Annotated in this window: 10 protein-coding genes; all 10 read right to left on the bottom strand. The window is 47.1% G+C overall.

Features of this window, described 5'->3' with window-relative positions; genetic code table 11:
- Positions 1 to 72: 72 nt before the first annotated feature.
- Entirely contained in the window at positions 73 to 2,043 is a 1,971-nt protein-coding gene (locus tag ACR32F_RS13760) for a sucrose-specific PTS transporter subunit IIBC (RefSeq protein WP_440119226.1), read from the bottom strand.
- 26 nt (positions 2,044 to 2,069) lie between these two features.
- On the bottom strand, positions 2,070 to 3,545 hold the full coding sequence (locus tag ACR32F_RS13755; RefSeq protein ID WP_440119224.1) for a glycoside hydrolase family 32 protein: 1,476 nt from the start codon (positions 3,543 to 3,545) through the stop codon (positions 2,070 to 2,072).
- A 391-nt stretch (positions 3,546 to 3,936) separates the two neighbouring features.
- On the bottom strand, positions 3,937 to 4,920 hold the full coding sequence (locus tag ACR32F_RS13750) for a LacI family DNA-binding transcriptional regulator (protein ID WP_440119223.1): 984 nt from the start codon (positions 4,918 to 4,920) through the stop codon (positions 3,937 to 3,939).
- 240 nt (positions 4,921 to 5,160) lie between these two features.
- Positions 5,161 to 6,882 (bottom strand): ribonuclease J, encoded by a 1,722-nt coding sequence (locus ACR32F_RS13745; RefSeq protein WP_440119222.1) that lies wholly within the window; start codon positions 6,880 to 6,882, stop codon positions 5,161 to 5,163.
- 141 nt (positions 6,883 to 7,023) lie between these two features.
- On the bottom strand, positions 7,024 to 8,295 hold the full coding sequence (rhaA, locus tag ACR32F_RS13740; protein WP_440119221.1) for an L-rhamnose isomerase: 1,272 nt from the start codon (positions 8,293 to 8,295) through the stop codon (positions 7,024 to 7,026).
- Between the two features lie 18 nt (positions 8,296 to 8,313).
- Positions 8,314 to 10,383 (bottom strand): bifunctional aldolase/short-chain dehydrogenase, encoded by a 2,070-nt coding sequence (locus ACR32F_RS13735; RefSeq protein WP_440119220.1) that lies wholly within the window; start codon positions 10,381 to 10,383, stop codon positions 8,314 to 8,316.
- A gap of 123 nt (positions 10,384 to 10,506) precedes the next feature.
- Entirely contained in the window at positions 10,507 to 12,828 is a 2,322-nt protein-coding gene (locus tag ACR32F_RS13730) for a beta-galactosidase (protein ID WP_440119219.1), read from the bottom strand.
- A 41-nt stretch (positions 12,829 to 12,869) separates the two neighbouring features.
- A complete protein-coding gene (locus tag ACR32F_RS13725; RefSeq protein ID WP_440119218.1) occupies positions 12,870 to 16,208 on the bottom strand; it encodes a DUF5107 domain-containing protein in 3,339 nt (1,112 codons plus the stop codon).
- Positions 16,209 to 16,391: 183 nt separating this feature from the next.
- A complete protein-coding gene (treR, locus tag ACR32F_RS13720; protein WP_440119839.1) occupies positions 16,392 to 17,102 on the bottom strand; it encodes a trehalose operon repressor in 711 nt (236 codons plus the stop codon).
- A 159-nt stretch (positions 17,103 to 17,261) separates the two neighbouring features.
- Positions 17,262 to 24,737, bottom strand: a complete 7,476-nt coding sequence (locus tag ACR32F_RS13715) for a fibronectin type III domain-containing protein (RefSeq protein ID WP_440119217.1) — start codon at positions 24,735 to 24,737, stop codon at positions 17,262 to 17,264.
- Between the last annotated feature and the right edge of the window lie 36 nt (positions 24,738 to 24,773).

The following is a 24,773-nucleotide window of genomic DNA, read 5'->3' as shown; positions in this document are numbered from 1 at the left end:
TCTTTTACTTGGATAATTCGGATTTATTAATGATGACGGCGATCCCCGATCCGACGACTTCAGCCTACTGGCTTATTGTGGTTCTTTGAATTTCACCACGAGTATGACTTCATCATTGGCTTGAACATTGCCTGTCAACGTTGCCATGACATGCTCAATCGTATCATTCCCGTATGGAATAAGCACAGGTGTAATCAATGGCAGACCTGCAGCCTGAATGTGATCCATATCAAATTCAATCAACAACTGTCCTGCGGTTACGGTGTCCCCGTTATTCACATGCGCGGTGAACCCCTCCCCTTTCAGTCCTACCGTGTTAATTCCAATATGCACAAGCATCTGCACACCCGTTTCATGCTCCAGAATGATCGCATGTTTGCTCTTAGTCATTACATGTGCAATGACACCATCAAAAGGGGCGTAAACGTTGCCTTCAGAAGGCTCAATGGCAATGCCCTCTCCCATATGTTTCTCCGAAAATGCCGGATCAGGAACCTGCTCCAAAGCAACAGCGGTCCCATTCATCGGTGAAGCGATTTCCAGTACATCTACCTTGGGACGATGGCTTACCGTTGGTTTGATATCTGTTTTTGAATGAACCGCAGTCAATTTCACTGTTTCATCCCCCATGCCCGCATGGCTGGCCGCTCCCTCTACACTCGGCTGATCCTTATATCCAAAGAACCAGGTAAGTGCAAAGGCTACCCCCATGGCAACCACATTGGACAAAATGTATAACGGTAATTGACTGTTCAGATATAACAGGGTTCCCGGAATAACCGTCACGGCCATACCTGTACCTTGCAAATGGAATAATGATGCGATAAACCCACCCACACCGCCACCCACGAGACCCATAATAAACGGTTTCATATAACGCAAGTTGACCCCGAAAATGGCTGGCTCGGTAATGCCCAGAAATGCAGACAACGATGACGGTAACGCGAGTGCTTTCAGCTTCGTATTTTTGGTCTTCAAACCTACCGCCAGACAAGCGGCTCCTTGTGCAGCCATTGCACAGGTAATGATTGCATTGAACGGGTTAACGCCCGTTTTCTCCAGCAGCTGGATTTCCAGGAAGTTGAAGATGTGATGCACACCGGTAACCACGATAATCTGATGAAAGAAACCAATGATTATACCTGCAATCCCGAACGGAAGATCCAATACGGCGGTCGTTCCATGCAGCACCCACTCTTCAAGGGAATGGAACACCGGGCCAATCGCGAAGAGTCCGAGTGTAATCATAACGGTTAGTGTGATAAACGGAGTGAGGATTAAGTCCAGTGCCTCCGGTATACGTCTTCTTAGAACCTTCTCGAACTTAGCTCCAATCAAGCCTACGAAGAACGCCGGCAGAACTGAACCCTGATAACCCACAACAGGTATGAAGCCGAACATATGCAGGGGCTGTGCTGAACCATCTGCCACCGCGTAAGCATTCGGCAATGCCGGATTGACCAGCATTAGTCCTAATACGATACCAAGTACCGGACTTCCTCCGAATACACGGAATGCGGACCATGCTACAAGTGCAGGCAGGAATGCAAATGCCGTATCCGTCAGTATCTGAGTGAATAACAGGAAATTGGGCGAAATATCCTCTGGGGTTGCACCAAACAAGGAAAGAATCTCATTATGGGTGAGCAGTCCCCGCAGTCCCATGAACAACCCCGTTGCCACCAACACAGGAATAATCGGAACAAACACGTCACCAAACGTGCGGATAGCTCGTTGAAAAGCGTTGCCTTCCTTTTTTCCCTGACTTTTCACATCATCCTTGGACGATCCTTCAATGCCTAGCTTCTCGACCTCTTCAAAGATTCGGTTCACCGTCCCCGTACCGAAGATGATCTGATATTGGCCCGAGTTGAAAAAAGCCCCTTTGACTTTGTCGATGTTCTCGACCTGCTGCTGATCAATCTTCTCCTTGTCTTTCACCATGATGCGAAGGCGTGTTGCACAATGTGCAAATGATGAGATATTGTCTTTGCCCCCGATGGAACGAATGACTTCCTGGGCAATTCGTTGGTTATCCGACATCCTGCTTCATTCCTCTCCCCTAATTTCTAAATCTCCCATTTCGTTGCTTGGAATTCTGCTTTGCCTCCGTGAGCAAAGAATCGAATCTCCCCACTGTCTTGGCTCGGGAAAATCCGGCTGGTAAAGACCTCTTCCCCATCGTTCACAAAGATCTCAACGGAAGAGGAATCCACAAACATATGGAACTTAATCACGTCTGCACTTAGTTTGCACCGCCGTACAGTACCATTCTGCTCTTCCAGCTTGGTACCAGACAGGGTCCGATCCAGGACAACTTTCTGCTGAATTCGATCATACAGGAGAACAGTCTTCTCCGCTACATTCGCCCTGAATTCTATGCCAACAAGCTCTGCATCTACATGACTTATCTCACAGATCAGCTCATAGGCAATTCCAGCAAAACCAGCGAAAGATCGACTCTCATGGTCAATCATTGAGCGAATATGAGTTCCTTCGACTTGCTTACGCAATTGGATCATTTCTGCAACGGGTTGTTGGATTAACTTGCCATCTCGCAGTGACAATTGCCTAGGAATCGTCAGGCAATGCGCCCATCCACTCTCGTCTGTTGCATACTCCAGATCGGGAAGTCCCATCCATCCAACAAGAATGCGTCTTCCATCCGGGGCCTTCGTTGTCTGCGGAGCATAGAAGTCAAATCCGCGATCCAACTCCTGAAATTCACCATGCTCGAAATCTCTCGTCTGAAGATTCAGCGGTTCGCCAATCAGGTAGCCAGACTGAAAAATATTATTGTAGTGGTCTCCCTTGGCAGCTATGCCTTGCGGTGAAAAGATGAGTACACCCTTCCCATCCATCTCCATGTAATCCGGGCACTCCCACATGTAGCCAAATGAGGTCAGTTGGGTAAGGACCTCTCCAAGAAACTCCCATTGCTTGAGATCAGTCGAGCGATACAATACCGTACATCCGGTCTCATCTGCTCGCTGAGCTCCGATCACACAATAATACGTATCTCCCTGTTGCCAAACCTTCGGGTCTCTGAAATGTTCTGTATATCCTGAGGGTACCGAAGAGATCACAGGGTAATCCAACTTGTTTATTGAGCCGCTTTCATCCATTATGGCTAAGCACTGGTACGGATGTCTGATCCATGCCTCATCCCGAGTATTGCCTGTATAGAGCAGATATAACTTGCCCTCTTTCTCGATTGCACTTCCGGAATAAGCTCCATGCGAGTCAAACGTATCACCAGGCTCGATCCCAATACCCACTTCTTCCCAGTTCACCATGTCCGTTGAGCGGGTATGGTACCAGTACTTCATTCCGTGTTCTGTTCCAAGCGGAAACCACTGATAGAATAGATGATAATGCCCATGATAATAGGAGAATCCGTTCGGATCATTTAACAGACCTGTTATGGGCTGAATATGGTAACTCTGTCTCCAGGGACATACCGATATGAGAGCTTCAAGATTTGCAATCTCCCCAGGTTCAGCTTGCTCAATCCGTCTGTAACGCTGTTCTCTAGTCATTTTCATAAGTGTTCTCCATTCTTGCTTATATAAGTTATTTCAAAAAAATTTACACTGGGACTTCGATGGCAGAACAATCGTCCCATCACTGTTATCCCCTGATTCCCTTGATCCCTTTTCTAATGGGTGAAATCCGTGATAGCCTATGCTTCCGAAGCAGCTTTCTTACAGAAAGCTTTTAGGCGAACACTACGTTTCTTCAGATTTTTTCTGCCCTCTCCGTAATCGTGTATTTCTTTTTCTTAATCTAACTTATATGAAAATCAAATTATCGGAACCGGTTCCATAACATACAAAAAAATAATTCCATGTAGCTTCTTCGCCTGTCCGTGTTCCCCTATCCAGATTGAATATTTAGTATGGAACCGGTTCGATGGAATTATCATAAAGGATGGTTTTATATTTTGTCAACGCTTTCTCGAGGAATGATATCTACATCAAGTACCGTTCGTTCCTCCACTGGCTCACCCTTAACCAAGCGAATAATGTGATTGGCCGCAAGTGTGCCTGCCTGCAAATAATGATATTTTACCGTCGTTAGCGCAGGGTGTATCATCTCCGTTATATCATACCCGCCAAATCCGGTAACAGATAAATCCTGAGGAATTCGCACTTTATTGGAAAAAGCAATCTTCATCACACCCAGTGCGATGTTATCCGTTGCCCCCACAATGACTGTGGGTTTATTTTCTTTTAGAATGGCTTCTGCGGTAGCGATGGCTTCGGACATTTTGAAGCTTGTCTCATAATAAGTAACATCACATCCCTCACACTCCGCGATTGCCCGCTTGAAACCCTGTTTACGATGTACGCCTACCGCCTGATCTTTCTCAGTAACGCCCATATATACAATCTTTCGATGGCCCTTCTCCACAATATACTTGCCCATCTCATACCCGGCCTGATCGTCATTATGAACCAGACTGTGCAGACGCTCATGCTGTTGCCCCACCAACAATACAGGAATCCCGATGTCTTCAACGGCCTTCAGATGTGCATCAGTCACTTCCGCAGCCAGCAGAATAATACCAGATACTTTCTGTCTGGCAAAATCATATATGGCATCAATCTCGCGCTGCATATCTTGACTTGTATTCGCAATCAGCATCTGATATTGATTATTTCTCAGTTCTTCATCAATCCCGATCAGCGTCTGGGATGTTGCAAAAGAATCCAGTCGTGGAACAACCGTGCCGATAATGCTGGTCTTCTTCGCTTTGAGACTCTGTGCAAACGTATTGGGTACATAATTGTATTGTTTGATAATGCGCTCAATCTTCTGCCGTGTATCTCCACTGACAGATCCGCCATTCAGAAAGCGAGAGACTGTGCTCTTTGCTACCCCTGCCAACTGAGCGATATCGGAAATGGTTTTGTTCATAGAGGCTCCTCTTATTTTCATTAGCTTGGATTCCTTTATTATACTTCGAATCGCAAACACATGGCGAATAAGGATTCACTCGAATTACCTGCACAACCATGACAAGTTCAATTTTCCAAACGATAGCAACACCAAAAGCCTGATTATAATGTGCGGCTCACACGAAGATTGTATGAGCCGACATTTCTCAGGCTTTTGACCTTATCACTTCCCATGTATGTGCATCTGCTCTACTTTTCTTCAAACCTCAATAATGATAGGCAGGATCATCGGTCTTCGTTTCGTCTGGGCGTAGATGTAATGACCGATTTCGTCTTTGAGCTTTCTTTTGATGACATTCCACTGGTTCGCACCAGCCCCGGTTAACTCATCCATTTTACTCAGAACCAACTCATAGATCTCGTGCATGAACTCTTCCGAGTCCCTCACAAATACAAATCCTCTGGAGATGATCTCAGGTGTGACGACCATTTTTTTCTCCGTTTTACTCAGTGTAGTCACGATCACCAGCATTCCATCAGACGACAGCTGCCTACGATCACGCAGCACAATATTTCCCACATCGCCCATGATCAGACCATCAACCAGACTGTTTCCCGAAGCAATTTTTGGCCCCAGTGAAGCAATGCCGTCCTTGTATTGGATCATCTCCCCGTTGTTTACGATAAAAACATGATCTCGCTCGATGCCTACAGACTCGGCAAGCAATCGGTGTTGATACAACATGCGGAACTCACCGTGAACAGGAATCAGGTAATCCGGCTTCATCAGGGTCAGCATCAGTTTGAGTTCTTCCTGACTGCCGTGACCTGACACATGCATCCCTGCTGCACCGCTTGAACCATAAATTACGCGTGCGCCCAGAACGTAAAGGTTATCGATGACATGCGCAAGATTACGTTCATTGCCTGGAATCGCGCCTGCGGCAATAATGACCGTATCACCAGGTGTGATTTTTACGTGGGGATGCTTGGAAGCTGCCAGACGGGATAATGCAGCCATGGTCTCGCCTTGGCTTCCCGTACAGAGTACAACAACTTGATCAGGTGGAAACTGATCCGAATCTACCGCTTCAATCAGTAAACCTTCAGGTACATGCAGATAGCCCAGTTCACTGGCAACAGACACCACATTGACCATACTTCTGCCCAGTAGGGCCAATTTACGCCCAGTCTCAAAAGCTGCATTCACGATCTGCTGCACCCTGCTTACATTGGAAGCGAAGGTCGAGATGAATACTTTTTGCTTCGCACGTATGAAGGCATCCAGAATATGGTCACCAACGACACGCTCGGACGGCGTGAATCCGGGTCTCTCCGCATTGGTACTCTCAGATAACAGCACATGAACACCTTGCTTACCAATCTCGGCCATACGGTGTAGATCGGGATAAGGTCCACTGACGGGAGACAAGTCAAATTTGAAATCTCCGGTGTGGACGACGTTGCCTCCTGGTGTTTGAAAGAAAATACCGAGACAATCTGGAATACTGTGACTGGTTGCAAAAAAGGAAACCTGAATGGCTCCCAGTGTAATACGGGATTGGGAATCAACCGTGTGCAGATCAGCCTTGCGCAGCAGCCCATGCTCCTTCAATTTAAGTTCGATCAATCCCCGGGTGAGTCTCGATGCATAGACAGGGATATTCATTTGTTTTAACAAATAAGGAATGCCCCCAATATGATCTTCGTGTCCATGGGTCACCACAAGAGCTCTTACCTTGTCCAGGTTCTCCAACAGGTAGTTCACGTCCGGGATGATGAGATCTATGCCTGGCAGGGTTTCATTTGGAAACTTCGATCCACAATCGATGACAATGATGTCCTCATGGTACTGGATGAAATACATGTTCTTGCCTATTTCATTCAAGCCGCCAAGTGCTGCAATATACAGTTTATTGTGGGCGAGATTCAAATCTATCGTTCCTCCTCTACGTAGCAAATATGGGCGGAAATGAGCCATATGCCTAGTATGGAAGGTATCGCCTCAATTATGCATTTCGAGGCTGCTTTCATATTAAAAAACCACTGCAGAACTTTCATTCCGCAATGGTTTATATCACTTGATGCATCATTTATTCAAAAAGCGCCCTATGAAGTCGTGCTAAACAAGGGATTTATCGCGCTGAAGCAGTACGTCCTGTTCATAGGTTTTGATATCCGTAATCCACTGTTCACGAACAGGTACTCCCTGCTGAGCACAATAATAATCCCAGATCGCTCCAAACGGATAGGATTTGAACTCCTCCGTCAGAGCTAGGCGCAGGGTATAATCCCCATCCAGTTCCGCTTGTTTCAAGGCATCCACAGGTTCCAGCATTGCACGTAACAGTGCTTTAATGGTGTTCCGTGTCCCTACTACCCACGCCGCGACACGGTTGATGCTTGCATCAAAAAAATCAAGTCCGATATGTGTCGTTGACAACAGATCATGACGAACCAGTTCACGGGCAATTTCCAGCAACTCGTCGTCCATGATGACGACATGGTCACTGTCCCAGCGCATGGGGCGGCTTACATGAAGCAGGATACCACTTGTAAACAAGGCAAGGGAGGACAATTTATTGGAGATAACCTCTGTCGGATGAAAATGACCAGCATCAAGGCATATTAACGTATCATTTTGCAAGCCGTAACCCATATAGAATTCGTGGGAACCAACAACATAAGCTTCTGATCCGAGACCGAACAATTTGCTCTCTACTGCATCCAGATTGTGCTTTGGATTAAGCGGTTCACCAAAGACTTCATCCAGAGATTCCTTGAGCCGTTTACGTGGTGTCATACGATCGACCGGATTATCCTTGAATCCGTCCGGTACCCATACATTGGTTACACAGGTCTGACCAAGCTGTTCCCCAAAGTAAGCACCAATACGGCGGGACGCCTTGCAGTGATCGATCCAGAACTTGCGAATCACAGGGTCTGGATGACTAAGCGTGAAGCCATCACTTGATTTTTCATGGGAAAAGCACGTGGGGTTAAAGTCCAGACCGAGTCCTTGTTCTTTCGCCCACTTCACCCAGTTCTCATAGTGCTTAGGCTCAATCTGATCCAATTCAACTTGTTCGTCTGTATCCGCATAGATCGCATGCAGGTTGACTTTATGTTTGCCGGGAATCAGAGAAAATGCTTGTTCGAGATCTGCCCGAAGTTCGGCAGGTCTCGTTGCAGCTCCCGGATACTGACCCGTAACTGAGATACCTCCTGTCAGCTCTCCATCTTTATTCAGAAAGCCTTTCACATCATCACCTTGCCAGCAATGTACCGATACTTTGATCTCCGCGAGTTTCTCCAGTACCTTATCCGTATCAATTCCATGCTGGGCATATAATAATTTGGCTGCTTCATATGCTTGCTTGACTTGATTTTCCATGCGCGAGAACCCTCCTTATTATCGTGTAAATGCTGCCGGAACACCGCCATCAATGGTCATCATGCAACCGGTTGTTTTTTCGGATTTGGATGAGGCAAAGAATGCGATACCTTCTGCAATATCCCTCGGGTAAATATTAACAAGCAATGTAGTGCGCTTGCGATAATACTCTTCCAGTTGATCCGGCTCAATTCCGTAAGCCGCTGCACGTTCGTTTCTCCAGGAGCCGTTCCAAATGGCTGAACCTTGGAGGATGGCATCTGGCAGAATCGTATTTACACGAATACCATATTCCCCACCTTCAGCTGCGATACAGCGTGCGAGATGCGCTTCCAGCGCTTTGGCTGAGCTGTATGCTGACGCACTTTTACCCGCATAAACCGAGTTTTTGGAGCCGATGAACACCATGCTGCCACCGATTCCCTGCTGTTTCATTAATTTGAAGGCTTCGCGAGCAACAAGGAAATACCCTGTGCCGAGCACATTCATGTTCAAGTTCCATTCCTTCAAGGTTGTTTCGTCAAAAGGACTGGAGGTTGCCAGACCCGCATTGTTTACAATAATGTCCACACCGCCATATTGTATCGCAACTTCGGCATAAGCGGATTGCACCGCTTCCTCATCCGTTACGTCCATTTTCAATGCATATGCACGATGGGCACCATATTGATCATTAATTCCCTGTACCACCTTCTGCGCGCCTTCAAGGTTTAAGTCCGCCAGAATCACATGAGCCCCTTCGGATACCAGTCTGCGAGCCGTCTCACTTCCGATACCGCCAGCTCCACCTGTGATAAACGCTACTTTACGAGAGAATTCCGTTTCTGCCGGGGCCAAAGATAACTTGTACAGTTCAAGCGGCCAGTACTCTACATTGTAAGACTCATTGGCGCTGAGTGATACGAACTTCCCAAGACTTGTTGCACCGCGCATTACGGCAATAGCTCTATGGTACAGAGCCCCGCTCACCTGTGATAGTGCCCAGCTCTTGCCTGTGTTGATCATACCCACACCTGGAATGAGAATGACGCGAGGTGCAGCCTCGAACATGACGTCTCCCTCATTTTTGTTACTCTCAAAATACTGCTGATACTGCTTTTTGTAGGCCGCTACGCCTTCCACCAGCTTCGCTTTCAAACCTTCGATATCATCCGCATCTGGCGTCCAATCGATGAACAAAGGTACCACTTTGGTATGCACCAGATGATCCGGGCAAGCCGCTCCAACCTGGGACAATTGTGCTGAATGCGCTCCACCAACAAAGGCAAGCACATCCTCCTGATCATCAAAGGACAAAATCATTTTTTTGCTGTCCGATACCGCTCCACGGATCGTCGGCATCACCCGGGATACGATCTGACGACGAACTTCAGCATCCAGCGCTGAGTGCTTCACACCACCGAACAAGCTCCCTTCGTTCACTCGCGCTTCGATGAACGCTTCCGCTTCATTGATAATCTTAATCGTTTGAGCGTAACATTCCTCAGATGTTTCTCCCCAAGTTACAAGTCCGTGCTTCTCCATCAGAACCAGCTCGGCATTTGGGTTCGTGAATACGCTTTCAGCAATCATCTTGGATAACGTGAAACCCGGGCGAACATAAGGAACCCATACAAATCGATCTCCATAGATCTCTTTCGCCAGTTCCTTACCGTTATCTGCACAACACAGGCTAATAATGGCATCTGGATGTGTATGGTCCACATGTTTATATGGAAGGAACGCATGCAGCAGTGTCTCGATGGAAGCACGCGGGTGCTTGGCATCAATCATGCAATGTCCCAGATATTCAACCATTTCTTCATCCGACATGGATTCACGCTCAATCAATGGACGAATGTCTTCGAGTCCAAGACCTGTAAAATGCTTTGCCTGCATGGAGCCCAGGTCAGAGCCGCTACCCTTTACATACATGACTTCTATATCACGGCCACGAAAATCTTGTACCGTCGTTTTGGTAGACGTGTTGCCTCCGAAAATGTTACATACACTGCGATCTGCACCAATCAGGTTGGATCGGTAAACCAATTGCTCCAGTCCTGTTGTTTTCTCAGCTGCCTGCGATGAATTCCATAAACTCTGTACCATTCGTTTCCCTCCGATAATGTTTGTTTTATTCTTAATCAGAGTTTATCATCTTTGTTTTGTTTTGAAAACAAAAGATTTTAAATATAAACGGAAAAAATCAAAAGAAAATTATTTTAGATGCAGCTATCCCAGCACCAAGCCTATCCGGTAATGCGGTATGACCTGGATATGATTGAACCGCCCAATCTCCAGACCTTCAAACCGTTCGATATAAGCCTGATTCACATAACTCTCCGTCGTCCCTCTCCGAATTGGCGTAATGGACAGACTCAGCACATGATCGTCCAGTAAGTGACGAGACTCCTTCAAGCCAATCTTCCAGCTCTGTCCATAGTGAATGTGATCCGTCAAAAGTCGATTGTGGAGGTATGCTCCAGCCACATCTCCCTCATAATCGATCTCAACAAAAACATCATCCACCTGTTCCGGCCACTCTGATTCAAGGTTTAACACAGCAGCATACTCGTTCGGATAATTGATCTGGGTAGCTGGCTCATACGCCGGGACTTTGAAGGTATACGTGCCAAATATCGTCTCTATAGACTGGGATAACAACGCATAATCAGAAGCAGTAATGTGTTCAGGTGCTGGATAAAGAGATACTTCTATCTCCGGTTGACCAACCGATGTGCATACGAGCTGATCATTGTGCACAAACAAATGACTGCTGCTAATGATAAGTCTTTCTCCCCCTCCCAGACTGAATCGATAGGAACATAAAGCCTCCTCACGAGTCAATGTGATGATGCGAATCACTACTCCGTCCGCCGTTGTCAGTCGCAGATGATGATCTTTGCCGGCTATTGGGTGAATAACACATGCTTTGCTGCCCTCGGTTACCGTACCTACCTGCATATCCACATTCATAACAGATGATCTGTCTATGACGTACTCGGGAGCCGTTCCTTTATGGGCGTAAAATACAGCCGTAAGCTCCTGTTTCACCTTGAATCGTGTCAATGGCTGAACGGTAGCGCTAATTATTTCAAGCCCATCCAGGTTCATATGTAAGGGTAAGATGGCAGCCATGCCCGATTTCAGTTGTATCGTTCCTTCTAGTGGAAAATGAGCAACTCCTTTGCATGTATGCAACTCGATGTGTGTATCCCGATCAGGCAAGTCTACATGATCCTGATAATTATTAATGAAAAGAAATCCAGAACCCGATTGCTGACGAACTGACCAGCGCAAATCCATTGCGTTCTCTGGTGTTATCGATTGCTGATCCTCCGGGACCACACACCCCATCGGTGCAAGCATCTCTCCGTAAGCTTCCAGGAACATCGACAGGGTACGAATTCGATCATACGACTCTCCGACACGTCCAAACTCCCCGAGTGGGGATTGGTAGTCATACGTAATTTTGGGCAATGCCTGCTCGTTCATGTACGTCTTCTGGCCAATAGGATTGGAACCACCGTGATACATGTAATACCCGACCAGATTGCTGCCATTTGCCAGCTTCACGACGGTCATCGCCTCAACACTGTCTGCATCCACATAAGGACGAGCATGATAGCTAACCTGCATACCACCAGCAAGTTCACAATAAGCGGCTGGATACGCCTGACTGTCATAATCCACTTCTTCAGCAGGATTCACATGCAGATCCCGGAACAAATATTCCCGGCTTGGAGGCTGGTTGGGAATCCATGGTGTGTACGCATATCCGGCAAGCATAGGCAAAGTGCCCTCTTCGGGAACCGCAGCACCACCCCAGGCAGTCGCAGTAAAAAACATAGGCCTCATGCCCACCGCCTCTGCAATTCGGCGAAGTTCATTCAGATGTTCCCGCCCGTCCCGTCCAGAAGTAATGTATTTTGGATTTGAATAACCCCAAGCATCCAGTGGTGCTCCTGCGTGCATATATTCATTTTCCAGCTGCACTCCAATAATGGGGCCACCCTCCTGAAAGTAACAACCCTTAATCTGGCGTGCGATCTCACGATATAGTCTCTTGGCGCAATCCAGATACCCTGCATCATTAGATCGTACTTCGAATGGGTAGCTGAATAACCAATCAGGCATCCCCCCATTACGAACTTCCCCATGACAGAATGGTCCAATTCGTACGATTAAAGGCATTTGATGTTTGCCACACAAATCCACAAAATGCCGCAAATTCAAATTTCCTGACCAGTCAAATTTCCCTTCCTCCTCCTCATGAAAATTCCAAAAGACATAGGAAGCTACGATGTTCACGCCGCCTGCCTTCATCTTGAGCAATTCTTCTTCCCATTGCAGATAGGCAAATCTGGAGAAATGGAATTCACCCACGACCGGAATATGAGGTTTGTCGTTATGAGACATATAATAGTTTGTAAAATCGTAAGACTCTCCTTGCGGACTCCTACCCCCGCTGCCAGTCATCCGGCCAACACGGATGTCTTTGTCTTCCGCATCCAGGGTGAATCGAATATGGCTACTTGCTACACTTTTATTCATAGATAGGTCTCCTCCAGGCATAATGGGGTTTCGTGCAATCCTTATTGATGGATGAAAGCACCTTGATGATTGGGATTCATCTCAAGTACCCGTTCCAGCTCAAGTCGAGCTTCATTCGTCCGACCCATGCCCAGCAGACCCAGTGCCCTCATGTATCGGCAATGCTCTTTGTTTCGCTGATCCAGATTGTCCTCGAACACCAGAAAATCAGGCAGGGATACCGCGAAATAGTCCATTTTTATCTGGTCCTGCATATGTCTCTCCGCATAATCAATCAGCTTATTAAACCGCCGGTTCGATTCCTTCGAACTCCCAAGCTTCTGCCAGGCCAAACCCTGATAATAGATCCATTCTGGCGGTTGATCGTTATAGAACATTGCGCTTGCAGGTTTGTTCAGACCGATTGAAGCTCTGAGAAAGTGGGCCTCAGCGGCCTTGGTATTGCCCATTTGTTCATACGCACAACCAAGATAGAAATATAGGGGGTTGTCACCCGCTCCTTCCAACTTTCCTTCACCCAGATTATCCGGATAAATCAGAGCCTTCTCCAGTAAATCCACTGCTTGTTCAGGTTGTCGTTTCTCCAGATTTTGCTTCGCCAGTTCGGTCAGAGCCACAACATATTGTCCTGTGACCTTGCCTTCCCCGCCTTCCCAAGGGTGGAAATGCCGTGTTTGAAGTGCAGTCCATGCCTCCTGATGCTTGCCTTGCATGTTCAGCAAAGTAACCCACTCGATATACAAATCGTCACGAAGATGAACAAGCTCCATACGTCGTTCCAGCTGCTTGATTCGACGTTCGCAGGAGCACCCTCTCTTCTTGTGCAATTGATCCAGTTCGTAGAAGACCCGGGCATCGTTACTGTCCAGGCGAAATGCTTCCTCCAACGACGCCAATGCATCATCAGGTTGATTCAATTTGTTATAATAAGCCAGACCCAGGTTACGGTGTACTGTCGGAAATGTAGCATCCACTTTACGAGAGATTTCCCAATGGGCTATCGCATCCTGGTAACGTTTTTTGTCATATAGCCAATTTCCCAGAAAATAATGAGCTCGTGCATCGGCTGGATCTGCGGTTAGTGCATCCTGAAGCACCAGCAGCTCAAAGAGACTGTTCGGAAAACAATAGTCCGTCTTTGCGACTTTCCCCTGCTTCTGACATTTGTGCGCTTGCTCTGTCTGATTCATCCGACGATGCAGGTACGCTTGAGCATAATAAACCATGGGGTACGACTGCTGCACTTCGGATGTATAGTGTAAGAGTACCGTCAGCGCTTCTTCCCATAAACCACTCTCCGCATAATCTGCAGCTGCATTCATATAATTGTGAACGTCTCCGCGCAGAAGTTGGTTGAAAACAGTTATCGCTTCCGCTGCCCTTTCTGTATCTGCCTCTGAGGATGTTCCACTGTATATCGAAACCAATTCATATGCAGCCCCAAAATCAATCGGGTCCAGCTTCAGTGTATCGCAAGCATACTGGATAGCCCTTGTCACCTGACCCGTTCTGCGCAGCAAAGCCACCTTCAGATGACGGGCCTTATAGTTTCTGGAATTACGAATCAGTGAACGCTCAATGTGTTCCAGCGCTTCGATGTCTTTATTCTGCGCTGTAGCGATCTGTGCAAGAGTGTAGTAGCCACTATCCTGATACTGTGCAGACCAGATTGCTTTGTATAACATGGAATAGGCTTCTTCCTGTCGGCCCTGAAGTTTCAGACACACCCCCAGCTGATAGAAGGCTTCACTGTCATATGGGTTCGTGTTTTTCCAAGTGAGTGACTTCACAGCCTGTCTGAAACAAACCTCAGCTTCATGAAATAAGCCTCTACGCAGCATTAAGGTCCCATAGGCAATATTCAGGCGAATGTCCCCCGGGTCGCGCTTTAATCCTTCGAGATAATAAGACTCCGGTTCATAAGTAGCGTGACGATATTGCTCAATATGAACACCTGCCAAATATAATTGTTCCGTGGTCCTAATCTCGGATGGTAATGGCAGCGGGGTTGCTGTTTCCGGTACTTCATCAATCGCTGGCTGTGAAGGCTGGTAGGAGACCAACACTCTCCCCTCCGCAGTACGAAGTGTTAAAGTCACATCATGCCATTCATCTTGTTCGATCCATTGGAATGAATTCTTATATAATTGTGTAGGTGAAATCATGCAACCTTCATTGATATATAGGGTGGTTGGCCCTGCCAATTCAATCGTCGCATGGGTAAAAACTGAAGTAGCATATACACTTACAGTCACCATTCCCGTTGCTTCGTCCAGCTCCAGATTTACTGCCGCGTCAATCGTCGCATTTTTGACCATACCGATCCCTTTGTAAGGCATAAAATACTGGGAAAATGACTTGGTCTCATAAGGTTGCAACCATGTAAAATCAGGCTGATTATCCGTATATATGCCTGTCATTAATTCGATATAAGGTCCATCCTCATCCGTGAGCTGTCGGTTCCAGGCCTGCCCGAATGCTCCGTTCCCCCAAGTCCACTGCTTCTTGCCTGGAGAAATATGATGATTGGCTACATGTAGAAGACCGGCCTGGACTCCGTGATCATATCCGCCTACGAAATTGTAATCCGACTTATAGGCCATATAGGATGTTGGAACAGGTATGTTTTTGTATCGTGAGATATCTACACCTTCGGAATAGTCCATCTTGTAGTACGTCCCTGTTGCAATTGGAAATCGGGATACATCCCGCTTCCCATGATCCAGTACTGCCGTGACATCCGGTGGAAACACCGATTGGGTATGATTATTTACTGCTACAGCCGGGTTGGCCCACCATAGAAAGGTTTGAGGTGCACTGGTGCGATTATATACCTCAGCATGTATTTCAAGATAGGCTCTGCCAGGATGCAACGTAAAACCTGCTGTCATTTTCGTACCATACATACGATCAATTTCACCAACCCATGCGGTAGCGCTTCCATCTTCATTGTTTCCAAATGTACAATCGACCGGACCGAACGTATTGGGCCGATGATGCTGGGGCCAGTTGAATTCGATTCCCCCGGAGATCCAGGGTCCTGCGAGACCCACAAGTGCAGGTTTAATAACCCGGTTGTAATATACAAAATCGTAATTGTTGGTACGATCAAGCGCACGATAGACACGCCCACCCAGCTCCGGCATCATCTCGATACGTACATATTCATTTTCGAGAATAATTAATCGGTACGACTGCATCCTTGCCTCATCTTCAATACGATCGATTACCGGATGTGGGTACACCTTCCCCGAGCTGCCCTGGTAGATTCGTTTTTCAAGAAACATCGGATTTTTGTCCGGTTTGCCTGTACCATAGGTTGGGATGTCCTTGATTTCTTCCCATATCCGAACTTTGGGTTTCGCTGTAACATGATCCAATCTCCTCACTCCTTGGCCTAGTATATATTCTGATCATACGCTCCGGTGAGAGGCAAGAACATTGACTTTAAGCGGTTATTAATGGACGATCTTCGGATTTCTCCATAGCAAAGAGAGTACCTTATCCACCGCCAAAAGCAGTAAAAGGTACTCTCTTTCTAACACCATATCATAATCTGAACCTTATCTTCGCCGGGCAAAATCCACAAATCTGAACTTGTCTGGTCGATGCCTCGACTCCGTGTACTGAAATTGACTGGCATCCTCGAGATAAACCTGACTTCGGACTACCACTACATTATGAAATCCTTCAAGATCAAGCAATTCCTTATCCTCAGGGGTAGGTTCTTCCACCAAAATTTCCTTCTTGGCAAAAGAGATGGACAGTCCAAGCTCTTTCTCAATGTACTCGTAGACGGAATCCTCACAGATCTTCTTACTCAGCCCTGGAACAAGCTTTTGGCTGATGTAGTCTTTGTCCAGAATGACATGTTCTCCATCCACTTTGCGCACACGTCTGATCTCCCAGATCTGTTCATCCAGACCAAAATTAATTTTTTTGTGCAGGATCTGATCTACCTTTTTTTCCTCAAAAAACTTCACATACGTTTGAGCCCGATGTCCCATTTTCTTGGCTAATTCCTTAAAGCTAACCAGACCCGAAATGGGAAAATCAATTTTGCGAATATCTAGTACAATCGAGCCCTTACCTTGAATCTTCTGAATGAAGCCTTCTTCATACAGCATTTTCAGTGCCTTGCGAATGGTTTCTCTGGACGTTTGATAAGTCTCCGATAAATCCAGTTCTGATGGGAGCAATGTGCCTGCTTCAATTTCTCCAGTCCGAATACGTGCTGCAATATCTTCATATATTCGTATAAATTTATTTTTCATCATTCATCACCACAATTCATTACCCTTTATTATCAAATTGGCACCCTATTATAGATTAAAAGCCGATCCGGGGATAATGTCAATACTCACGATGCTGTACAGATTCACATTCATTCGGTTCAACCTACAATCTACATACGGCTGCCCAGCTCCGATGTTCTAAATCTTTCCGCTTGTTCGATTCACTTCAAGAGTACTAATCAGCTTATTCAAGCGGAAGATCAGGGCTGCGGCCTCGGATCTGCTCAGATGCTGTATGGGACGGAAACTACCATCTTCGTACCCGTTAAGCATGTACATTCCCGCTAACTCTTCAACCTCTTCTTTCGCCCAATTGGACACATCCATCTGATCAGTAAACGCCCTCTGCGAAGTGGCTGGTTCCGGTCTGATTTTGCGAATGACATTCGCGATAATCTTCGATGCCTGTTCCCGGGTCACCAGAGCATGAGGTGCAAATTTGCCGTTCCCCATACCATGAACCATGTCATGACTTATCGCCGCTTCAATCTCATGGGCGAACCAGTCCTCGGCAGCAACATCCTGAAAAGCATGCTGGTATTGGGCTGAAGTGTCAACTCCCATCAATCGCACGATAAGTGCCGTAAACTCCGCACGTGTTATGGGACGACGCGGTTCGAAATGAGTTTCACTAACCCCCTGAATGATGTTCTGCTCTGCCAGCCAAGTAATCTGATCTTTATTAAATGTTCGACCAATATCAATAAATCGGACCTGCTTCTTAACTGCTGATTCGGCGTGCTCATCCATGTCGGGTTGAGACAACTCAGACGGCTTTTCCTCCGGTTTGGATAAAGGCGAAGGTGAACTACTACCTCCACTCCCACTTGGAGGTGGGTACGGAAAGGTAACAGCCGAGGTCTGCTGACTTTTGCTTTTCTCTCCGGCTGAATTTTCGGTCCACAATATCACATCATAACGCTGTCCACCCGTTAATCTTGTCCAGATGTAGCTTCGATCTTTCCCACGATAAATTTCACGTCCACTATTCGAAAGGACTACTGTTTCATTCGAGGAATCCAGCTTCCAGCTCAATATAATCGTACTTGTATCTTGTGCCACCGCTGTCATCGTGATCTCTTCTGATGGCAAAGTCTCAAACTCCGGTACGACAATCCTTTCAGCGTCTCCCGCCTCATTGTATGGAATGACTGAAAATTCATCATATCGCTGGGCACTGTCTAGTCCTGACAGATGCACAGCAGTTTCTGTTACCGTTGCGATCAGTTCCTTATTCCGATAGATTCGATAACCGGATGCACCCGGGATTGTATCCCACACCATGTCGGCACTGTGCTGAGAACGTTCTTGTATGACAGGAGGAGAAACAAGACTACCAGGCAGGGTAATTGCATTCAAGTAGTAACCACCGTCACTGCTGCCGGATGCATTCATGGTTTTGATTGTATAGATATAATTCACGCCAGGTTCGAGTCCCCCGTCATTGTAGAACGGCTCGTCTGTAGGAACACGAGCAATCTCTATCCCATCCCGTTCAATGATGAACTGTTCTGCTCCTTCTACATGACTCTGTTCGAATCGAAGACGAATACTCTCTTTCGTCGAATGATATTCCACTTTCGCAGGAGCTTCCGGCTTGGTTAACAGGGAATACCCCAGCTTCTCCGAGGCATCTCCCTGATCGTTCTCCGTGTACAGCTCAATCCAGTATGGTTTACCGGCAACCAGCTGATCCATGATGAACTCTCTTTGTTTGCCCCTGTACACCTCAGTTCCCTCCAGAAGCACAACAAATGTTTCATTCAGATAAGGAAAGTCCCATTCCAGTCTGGCATGATCTGTCTCCGAATAAATCTTCATCTCCATGGAACCGACATGGGGCAAGGTGAAAAATGGTGTAACGATCATGGGGCTTCCTTCTCCAGCCGTATTGTAAGGAATAACCTGTACCTCATGATATAGGGCTGCGCTATCGAGATGGGTCAATTTGACCTCAGTAACATCGCCTTCTTCGATCATTGTAAACACATGATCTCCAATACGTATAATATAACCCTCTGCCCCCTGTACCTTTGGCCAGGAGAGAAGCCCTTCCTTTTCTCCAATCATCCGTGGCTGCAACGGATCTCCAATCGTTGCGGGCAAGGTCCGTAAGTGAACATCGAAGCCTGAATCACTATCCCCGGAGGCATTGGAGGTTTGGATGGTATACGTGTACCTCTCTCCTGGTGTCAAACCTTTATCTTCATATGCAGTATTATCCGACGGAATCCTGGCTACTTCAATGCCGTCCCGTAAAATGATAAATTGTTCCGCACCCCGTACGGAGCTTCCAGTCAGGTTTAAAACTGCCGACTGATCTGTAATGTCAGCCATACTTGCTGTCTGAGGAGACATCGGTTTGGTTAGAACCTGTATCCGAGTGGCATCTGACCGATGCCCATCAGCATTCATAACCATGAGTTCGAGCTCATAAGATGTGCCATCCAGCAAACTGGCAAAATAAACAGACGGTTCGGATACATGTTGTATCTCTCCCGTTACCTGATTGTGAACTTCATATGCGGCGGCTCCCTTTACCTCTTCCCAAGCTAGGTCGAACGTGTGCGTTCCTGCTTTTACCGTAATCCCATCTGCAAGTACCGGCAGTGTTTGAGTCATAATTCCATAGGTAAGAGATGCGCCCGCACCACTCGCATTGATTGCCCGAATCTCATACATGTATTTCGTTCCTGGTGACAGATCCTTGTCCACAAATCGGGTTTCACCTGCATCCATACGAGCAATTTCCATCCCATCGCGTTTAATGATATATTGGTCTGCCCCTCGGACACCTGTTCTGGCGAAATCCAGACTAAGGCCATTCTCTGTCACATCATATGCCCGAATTTCAACAGGTTTCTCAGGCAATGTCAGCACGGCTACATCTGTCACTTCTGAGCGAGTTCCTTGCCTGTTCACCGCCCAAAGTTTGTAGTTATGCCACGTTCCATCATGAAGTCCCGTAATAATGGTCTCCGGCTGTGATCCCCGATAAATCTCTTTGTTTCCCTGGTGAAGTACATACTCTGAGGCACCTTCTACTGAAGCCCATGAGAGGGTCGCTTTATGTACACCCGGTTCCACGGCGACTTCCGAAGGAAGGGCTGGTTTGGATAATCGGATTAAGCTGGCGGACTGACCTGTTCCTGAGGCGTTTACCGCCTGTACCTCCAACACATACTCCAGACCTGGCAATAAATCTTTTGCTGTATATGTGCGCTCCGAAGTTCGTTCAACTTCAGTCCCATTGATGTGCACAATATAGAATTCTGCCGTATCAACAGCTTTCCATTCTATTCCGACACTTGTCTCATCGGTACGAGTTACAGTTAATGCATCAGGTCGGCTCGGCAAAGTAAGGAGATCACTCGTGGTGGCTGAACCATAACCGGCAGTATTTCCTGCTTCTACCTGGTAGGTATAATTTCGACTTTCCGATAAATGGTTTACTGTCAGTTGTGTATCTGATATTTCATAACTCCGTCCATCTATAACTACCCGATATCTCGTTGCTCCAGCTACCGCATCCCATCTCAGCGTTGCTCCAGCCTCCGTCGGTTGTACAGAATGAAGGCCCGAAGGAGTCTCGGGAAGCGTAGTCCCGATTACTCGTACAGGATTGCCATGCCCACTAACGTTAACGGCCTGCACGTCCAGTTGATACTGAACTCCCGGGGTCAGCCCCGTAACGGTCCATTCCAGTGTTTCAGGAGATACGGTCCCTACCTTTTCTCCATTCACCAAAATATCGTACTTGTCAGCACCCCTCACTGTATCCCAGTGCAGGCGCATGCTCGTAGTTGTAACATCTTCTATACTTAACTGATTAATTGGGCCAGGCAACGTCATCACATTTTGCAAAAGAGCCACGGGTCCTTCTCCCGTTTCATTCCCGGCCAGCAATTCGTAACTGTACACTGTACCGCTATCCAGACCGGCATCCACATACTCTATTTCCAATCCTTCGTAAATTCCTGCTCCATCGCGGGAAAGACCGTAATAAGTTGCAGAGGTTACCGTCTCCCATGCAAGGGAAATCTGATGTTCTTGAATCTGCACTGCGGCAAATTCACCGGGAGCCGAGGGTAAGGTCAGGAATCCGGTCCTGCTGCTACTTCCCGAACCACTTTCATTCAAAGCCGTTACTGAAATGGTATGAATGGTTCCCGGTACAAGATTGCTAATGTAGGGAAGGCTGGCAGAGTCGGATACCATCTGATCAAATACCGTGTTTCCGTCCGAAGTTGAGGCCATGATGCGGTAGGCAGAAGCTCCCTGAACCGAATCGAAATAAATTTCTGCCAAATCTGGCTGAGAATCTACTTTTCGAACGTGCAAGGAACCCGGAGCCGCAGGGATTGTTAATGCTTGAACGGTTACTGCATCACTTAATCCGGTATGGTTCCTCGCTCTCACTTCATACTCATAGACTTGACCACCGCTTAGTGAATGATCGACTAACGTATGATTGGGGTAATCCAGTGTCCACGACTTGCCTGTTGTCCTATTCGTAATTTCATACTGATAGCCGTCTGTATACCCTTGGCCTGTCGGCAAACCCATTGTAAGTTCTGCTGAAGTCTCTCCGACCTGTGTGATACTCACATGACTAGGCTGCTGTGGCTTTCGCTGAATCTGATAAGGCGATGATGTCGTCTCATATGTATTACCTGCTCTGTCGGTTGTTTTGGCATGGATATACCAGATACCTTCCGATTCAATGGATATCATATGCTCATTGGAGCGGGCTTCATTCCAGTTATCCGGTGACTCTACGCTGTTTGTTACTTTATAAAAACGTTCCACTTCATTAATGCCTGAGTGGGCATCAGCATACTGAACTGTAGTGGATATATCTGTCTCCTTCCAGCTCTGTCCGTTCGGCGTAAATGTGATCGTTGGAGCAAGCTGATCCACATATGCGGTACGGCTGACTTGCTTCCCGACGTTTCCGACAGCATCTATTGCTCTTGCTCGAATTACCGTTGCCCCGATTGTGCTCACTGTACCCGTGTTTCCGGTAATGAACGATGCATCATCCAGGCTATATTCATATGTTATCTCTTGTTCATCTACACTTCCAGCTATGCTAAATTGCACATGTTCTTTGCTCCATCCGGATTGACTTAATGTAATTATCGGTTCGGTTGGAGGCGTCTTATCGATTCGAAGGGTGCCTTTAGCTATGGAACTTACATTCCCTACGTAGTCAAGCGACCGAGCGTACACGGTGGTCTGTCCTTCATCACTGACCTTCACTTCGCCCGTGTAATCGATCCAGGGGCCCTGTTCGTTTAATCGATATTGGCTTTTGGTAAGCCCACTGCCCGTATCTTCACCACTAATTATTGCAAAAGTTACATCCTGATTCGTCCATCCCTCTTCACTCAACGTGATTTCCGGTTGCTCTGGCCCAGTCTTGTCCATTCTGGCAGTTGCCGAAGTTGAAGCACTAACATTGGTGGCCCGATCTACACTTCGTGCATAAATCTCGGTTATTCCTTCTGTATCCAGTGTAAAAGGGGCCTCGTAATTAATCCATTCTCCCTCGCTTCCAAGCTTATACTGCGTCAGACCAATACCACTTGCTTCGTCCATACCATTCGTTAATGTTACTGTTACCCCAGCTTTGGTCCACCCAGGGGGATTCAACGAAATAACGGGAGGTGTTGGAGCTGTCCGATCGATTCTTGTTGTCACAGCCGTTTCTTGTCCTGTATTTCCAAATGTGTCTATACTGCGCACAGTAACAACGGTGTTTCCTTCAGCGTTGACTGTAAACGGGTTGCTGTAATCCCGCCATTCTCCGCCAGGCCCCAGCTTAACCTGTGTCTTCTGAGTGCCGCTCCAGGCATCAGTTCCTTCGGTAACAGTGATGAGAACATCGTCCTTGGTCCACGCAGAAGGATTGATCGTAACCAATGGGGCGCTTGGCCCCGTCGTATCTTTTATCATCTGGCCAGCGGTTATGAACGGTGTCTGCACTCCTTCTCCATTTAATGCTGCCACAAATACTTCATACCTGCCATCCGCGAGTCCGGTCAGGACAAGCTCTGTACGTGTAGAGGACGTTGTTCCTGATGCAAGCACCTGTCCGCTGGAGTTACGTATTTCCGTTTTGTAGTTTGTTCCGGTAGGATTACCGTTATTGTTCCAGCTTGCCGTAACGGAGTTACCCGACTGTGTCACAGCTGCATCTGAAGGTGTGTTTGCCAGTGTATATCTGGCGGCAGGACTTGAATATCCTGTGTAGGAACCACTTGAATTTTTGGCTCGTACCGCAAAGGAATAGCTGGTATTGGGCGCAAGTCCGATCACCTGCTGACTGTTTAAAACACCTGTATCAAAGGTCTGATTCGTGGTTACATTCTTCAATTCATAGGTCACGGATGCATCGTTAGCCTTCTTATCCCAGTTCACTGTCAGGTTATTGTTGTTAACCCGTGTAAATGTAGGTGTTCCCGGTACAACAAAGCTTCTCACCGTGAAGTTGACGGTCCCGGCGGAGGACACCCCGCCTTTGTCATCCATAACCCACACCTGCAACGTATGTGCGCCATCTGCCAGCGTGTTCGGCAATGTGTAATTCGTGTTAAACGACTGATTCGAACCTGTAGCCGTCATCTGAGTCAGAACATTTTCGGTTCCGCTGTCAATCGACCATTTGACTGTCAAAAGATCTCCCACATCCGTATCCCGGATTGTGCCGGAGATCTGAAGCTGCTCCCCCTTGTAATAGGTTTGGCCTGAAGATGGAGCCGTGAGCGCAAATGAAGGCGGGGCATTTTTCGGACCAATTCCAACGATTGTCGAAAATTTGCGTGAAGCCTGATTTGCCGTGGCCTTACCATTCCACCAAAACTGTGCGGCAGTGTCATTGGACGTAACCGTCTGGCCAGGTGTAAACGATGAAGGAGAAGAACCGCCTGTAAGTTGAGCGCTGTCAGGACTTGAATATTGCCCCATGAAGATCCGATCTGCGTCCACCACATTGTACGTATTGGCATAAAATGCCGTCACCTGAACACCACCGCTGTAATTACGCCAGCCATTCTCAATGACTTCAAACGGAGAAGCGTCATTACCATTCACCATCGTATCCCAATAAAATGTTCCTCCCAGGTTAAGTGTGGACCCGCTGCGATTAACAGCCTCCAGCTCTACCTTCATGTATCCGCCTTGCGAAGTGGCATTGACGAGCGATACTCTTAAAATATATTCGACGTTATCCTTTTGCCGGGACATCTCAATTACATTGTTGTTAATTCGGTAATAATTGAGCGGTAATGATTTAAAATTAACGGGCGTCCCATGATGATCGATAATCGTGGATACATTTCCGGTGTCACCGCCGTAAAATACATTGGTGTTTGGTAGCAAAACAATTCTATACTTCCCTTCACTATTCATCTCCACTTTCACCTTGGAGGATTGTACAGCCTTCATGCTGGTCGTATCAGATACAATACTGATGGATTCACCCGACTCGGCCAGCACGACCGCTGCACCCCATTCAACCAACAAGGCTTGAGGTGACAATAAGGCTAAGGCCAATACTACTTTTGTCAGTTGCTCAGCCTGTTTTTTAACACGTTTTCTGGATTTCTTCAACGTCTGCTCTCCTCTTTTCAACACAAAAAAGGAGGC

The sequence above is a fragment of the Paenibacillus hebaui genome, assembly GCF_051934385.1.
Taxonomy (GTDB): Bacteria; Bacillota; Bacilli; order Paenibacillales; family Paenibacillaceae; genus Paenibacillus.
The sequence above is the reverse complement of the archived record's forward strand: the minus strand, read 5'-3'. Positions and strand labels throughout refer to the sequence as shown.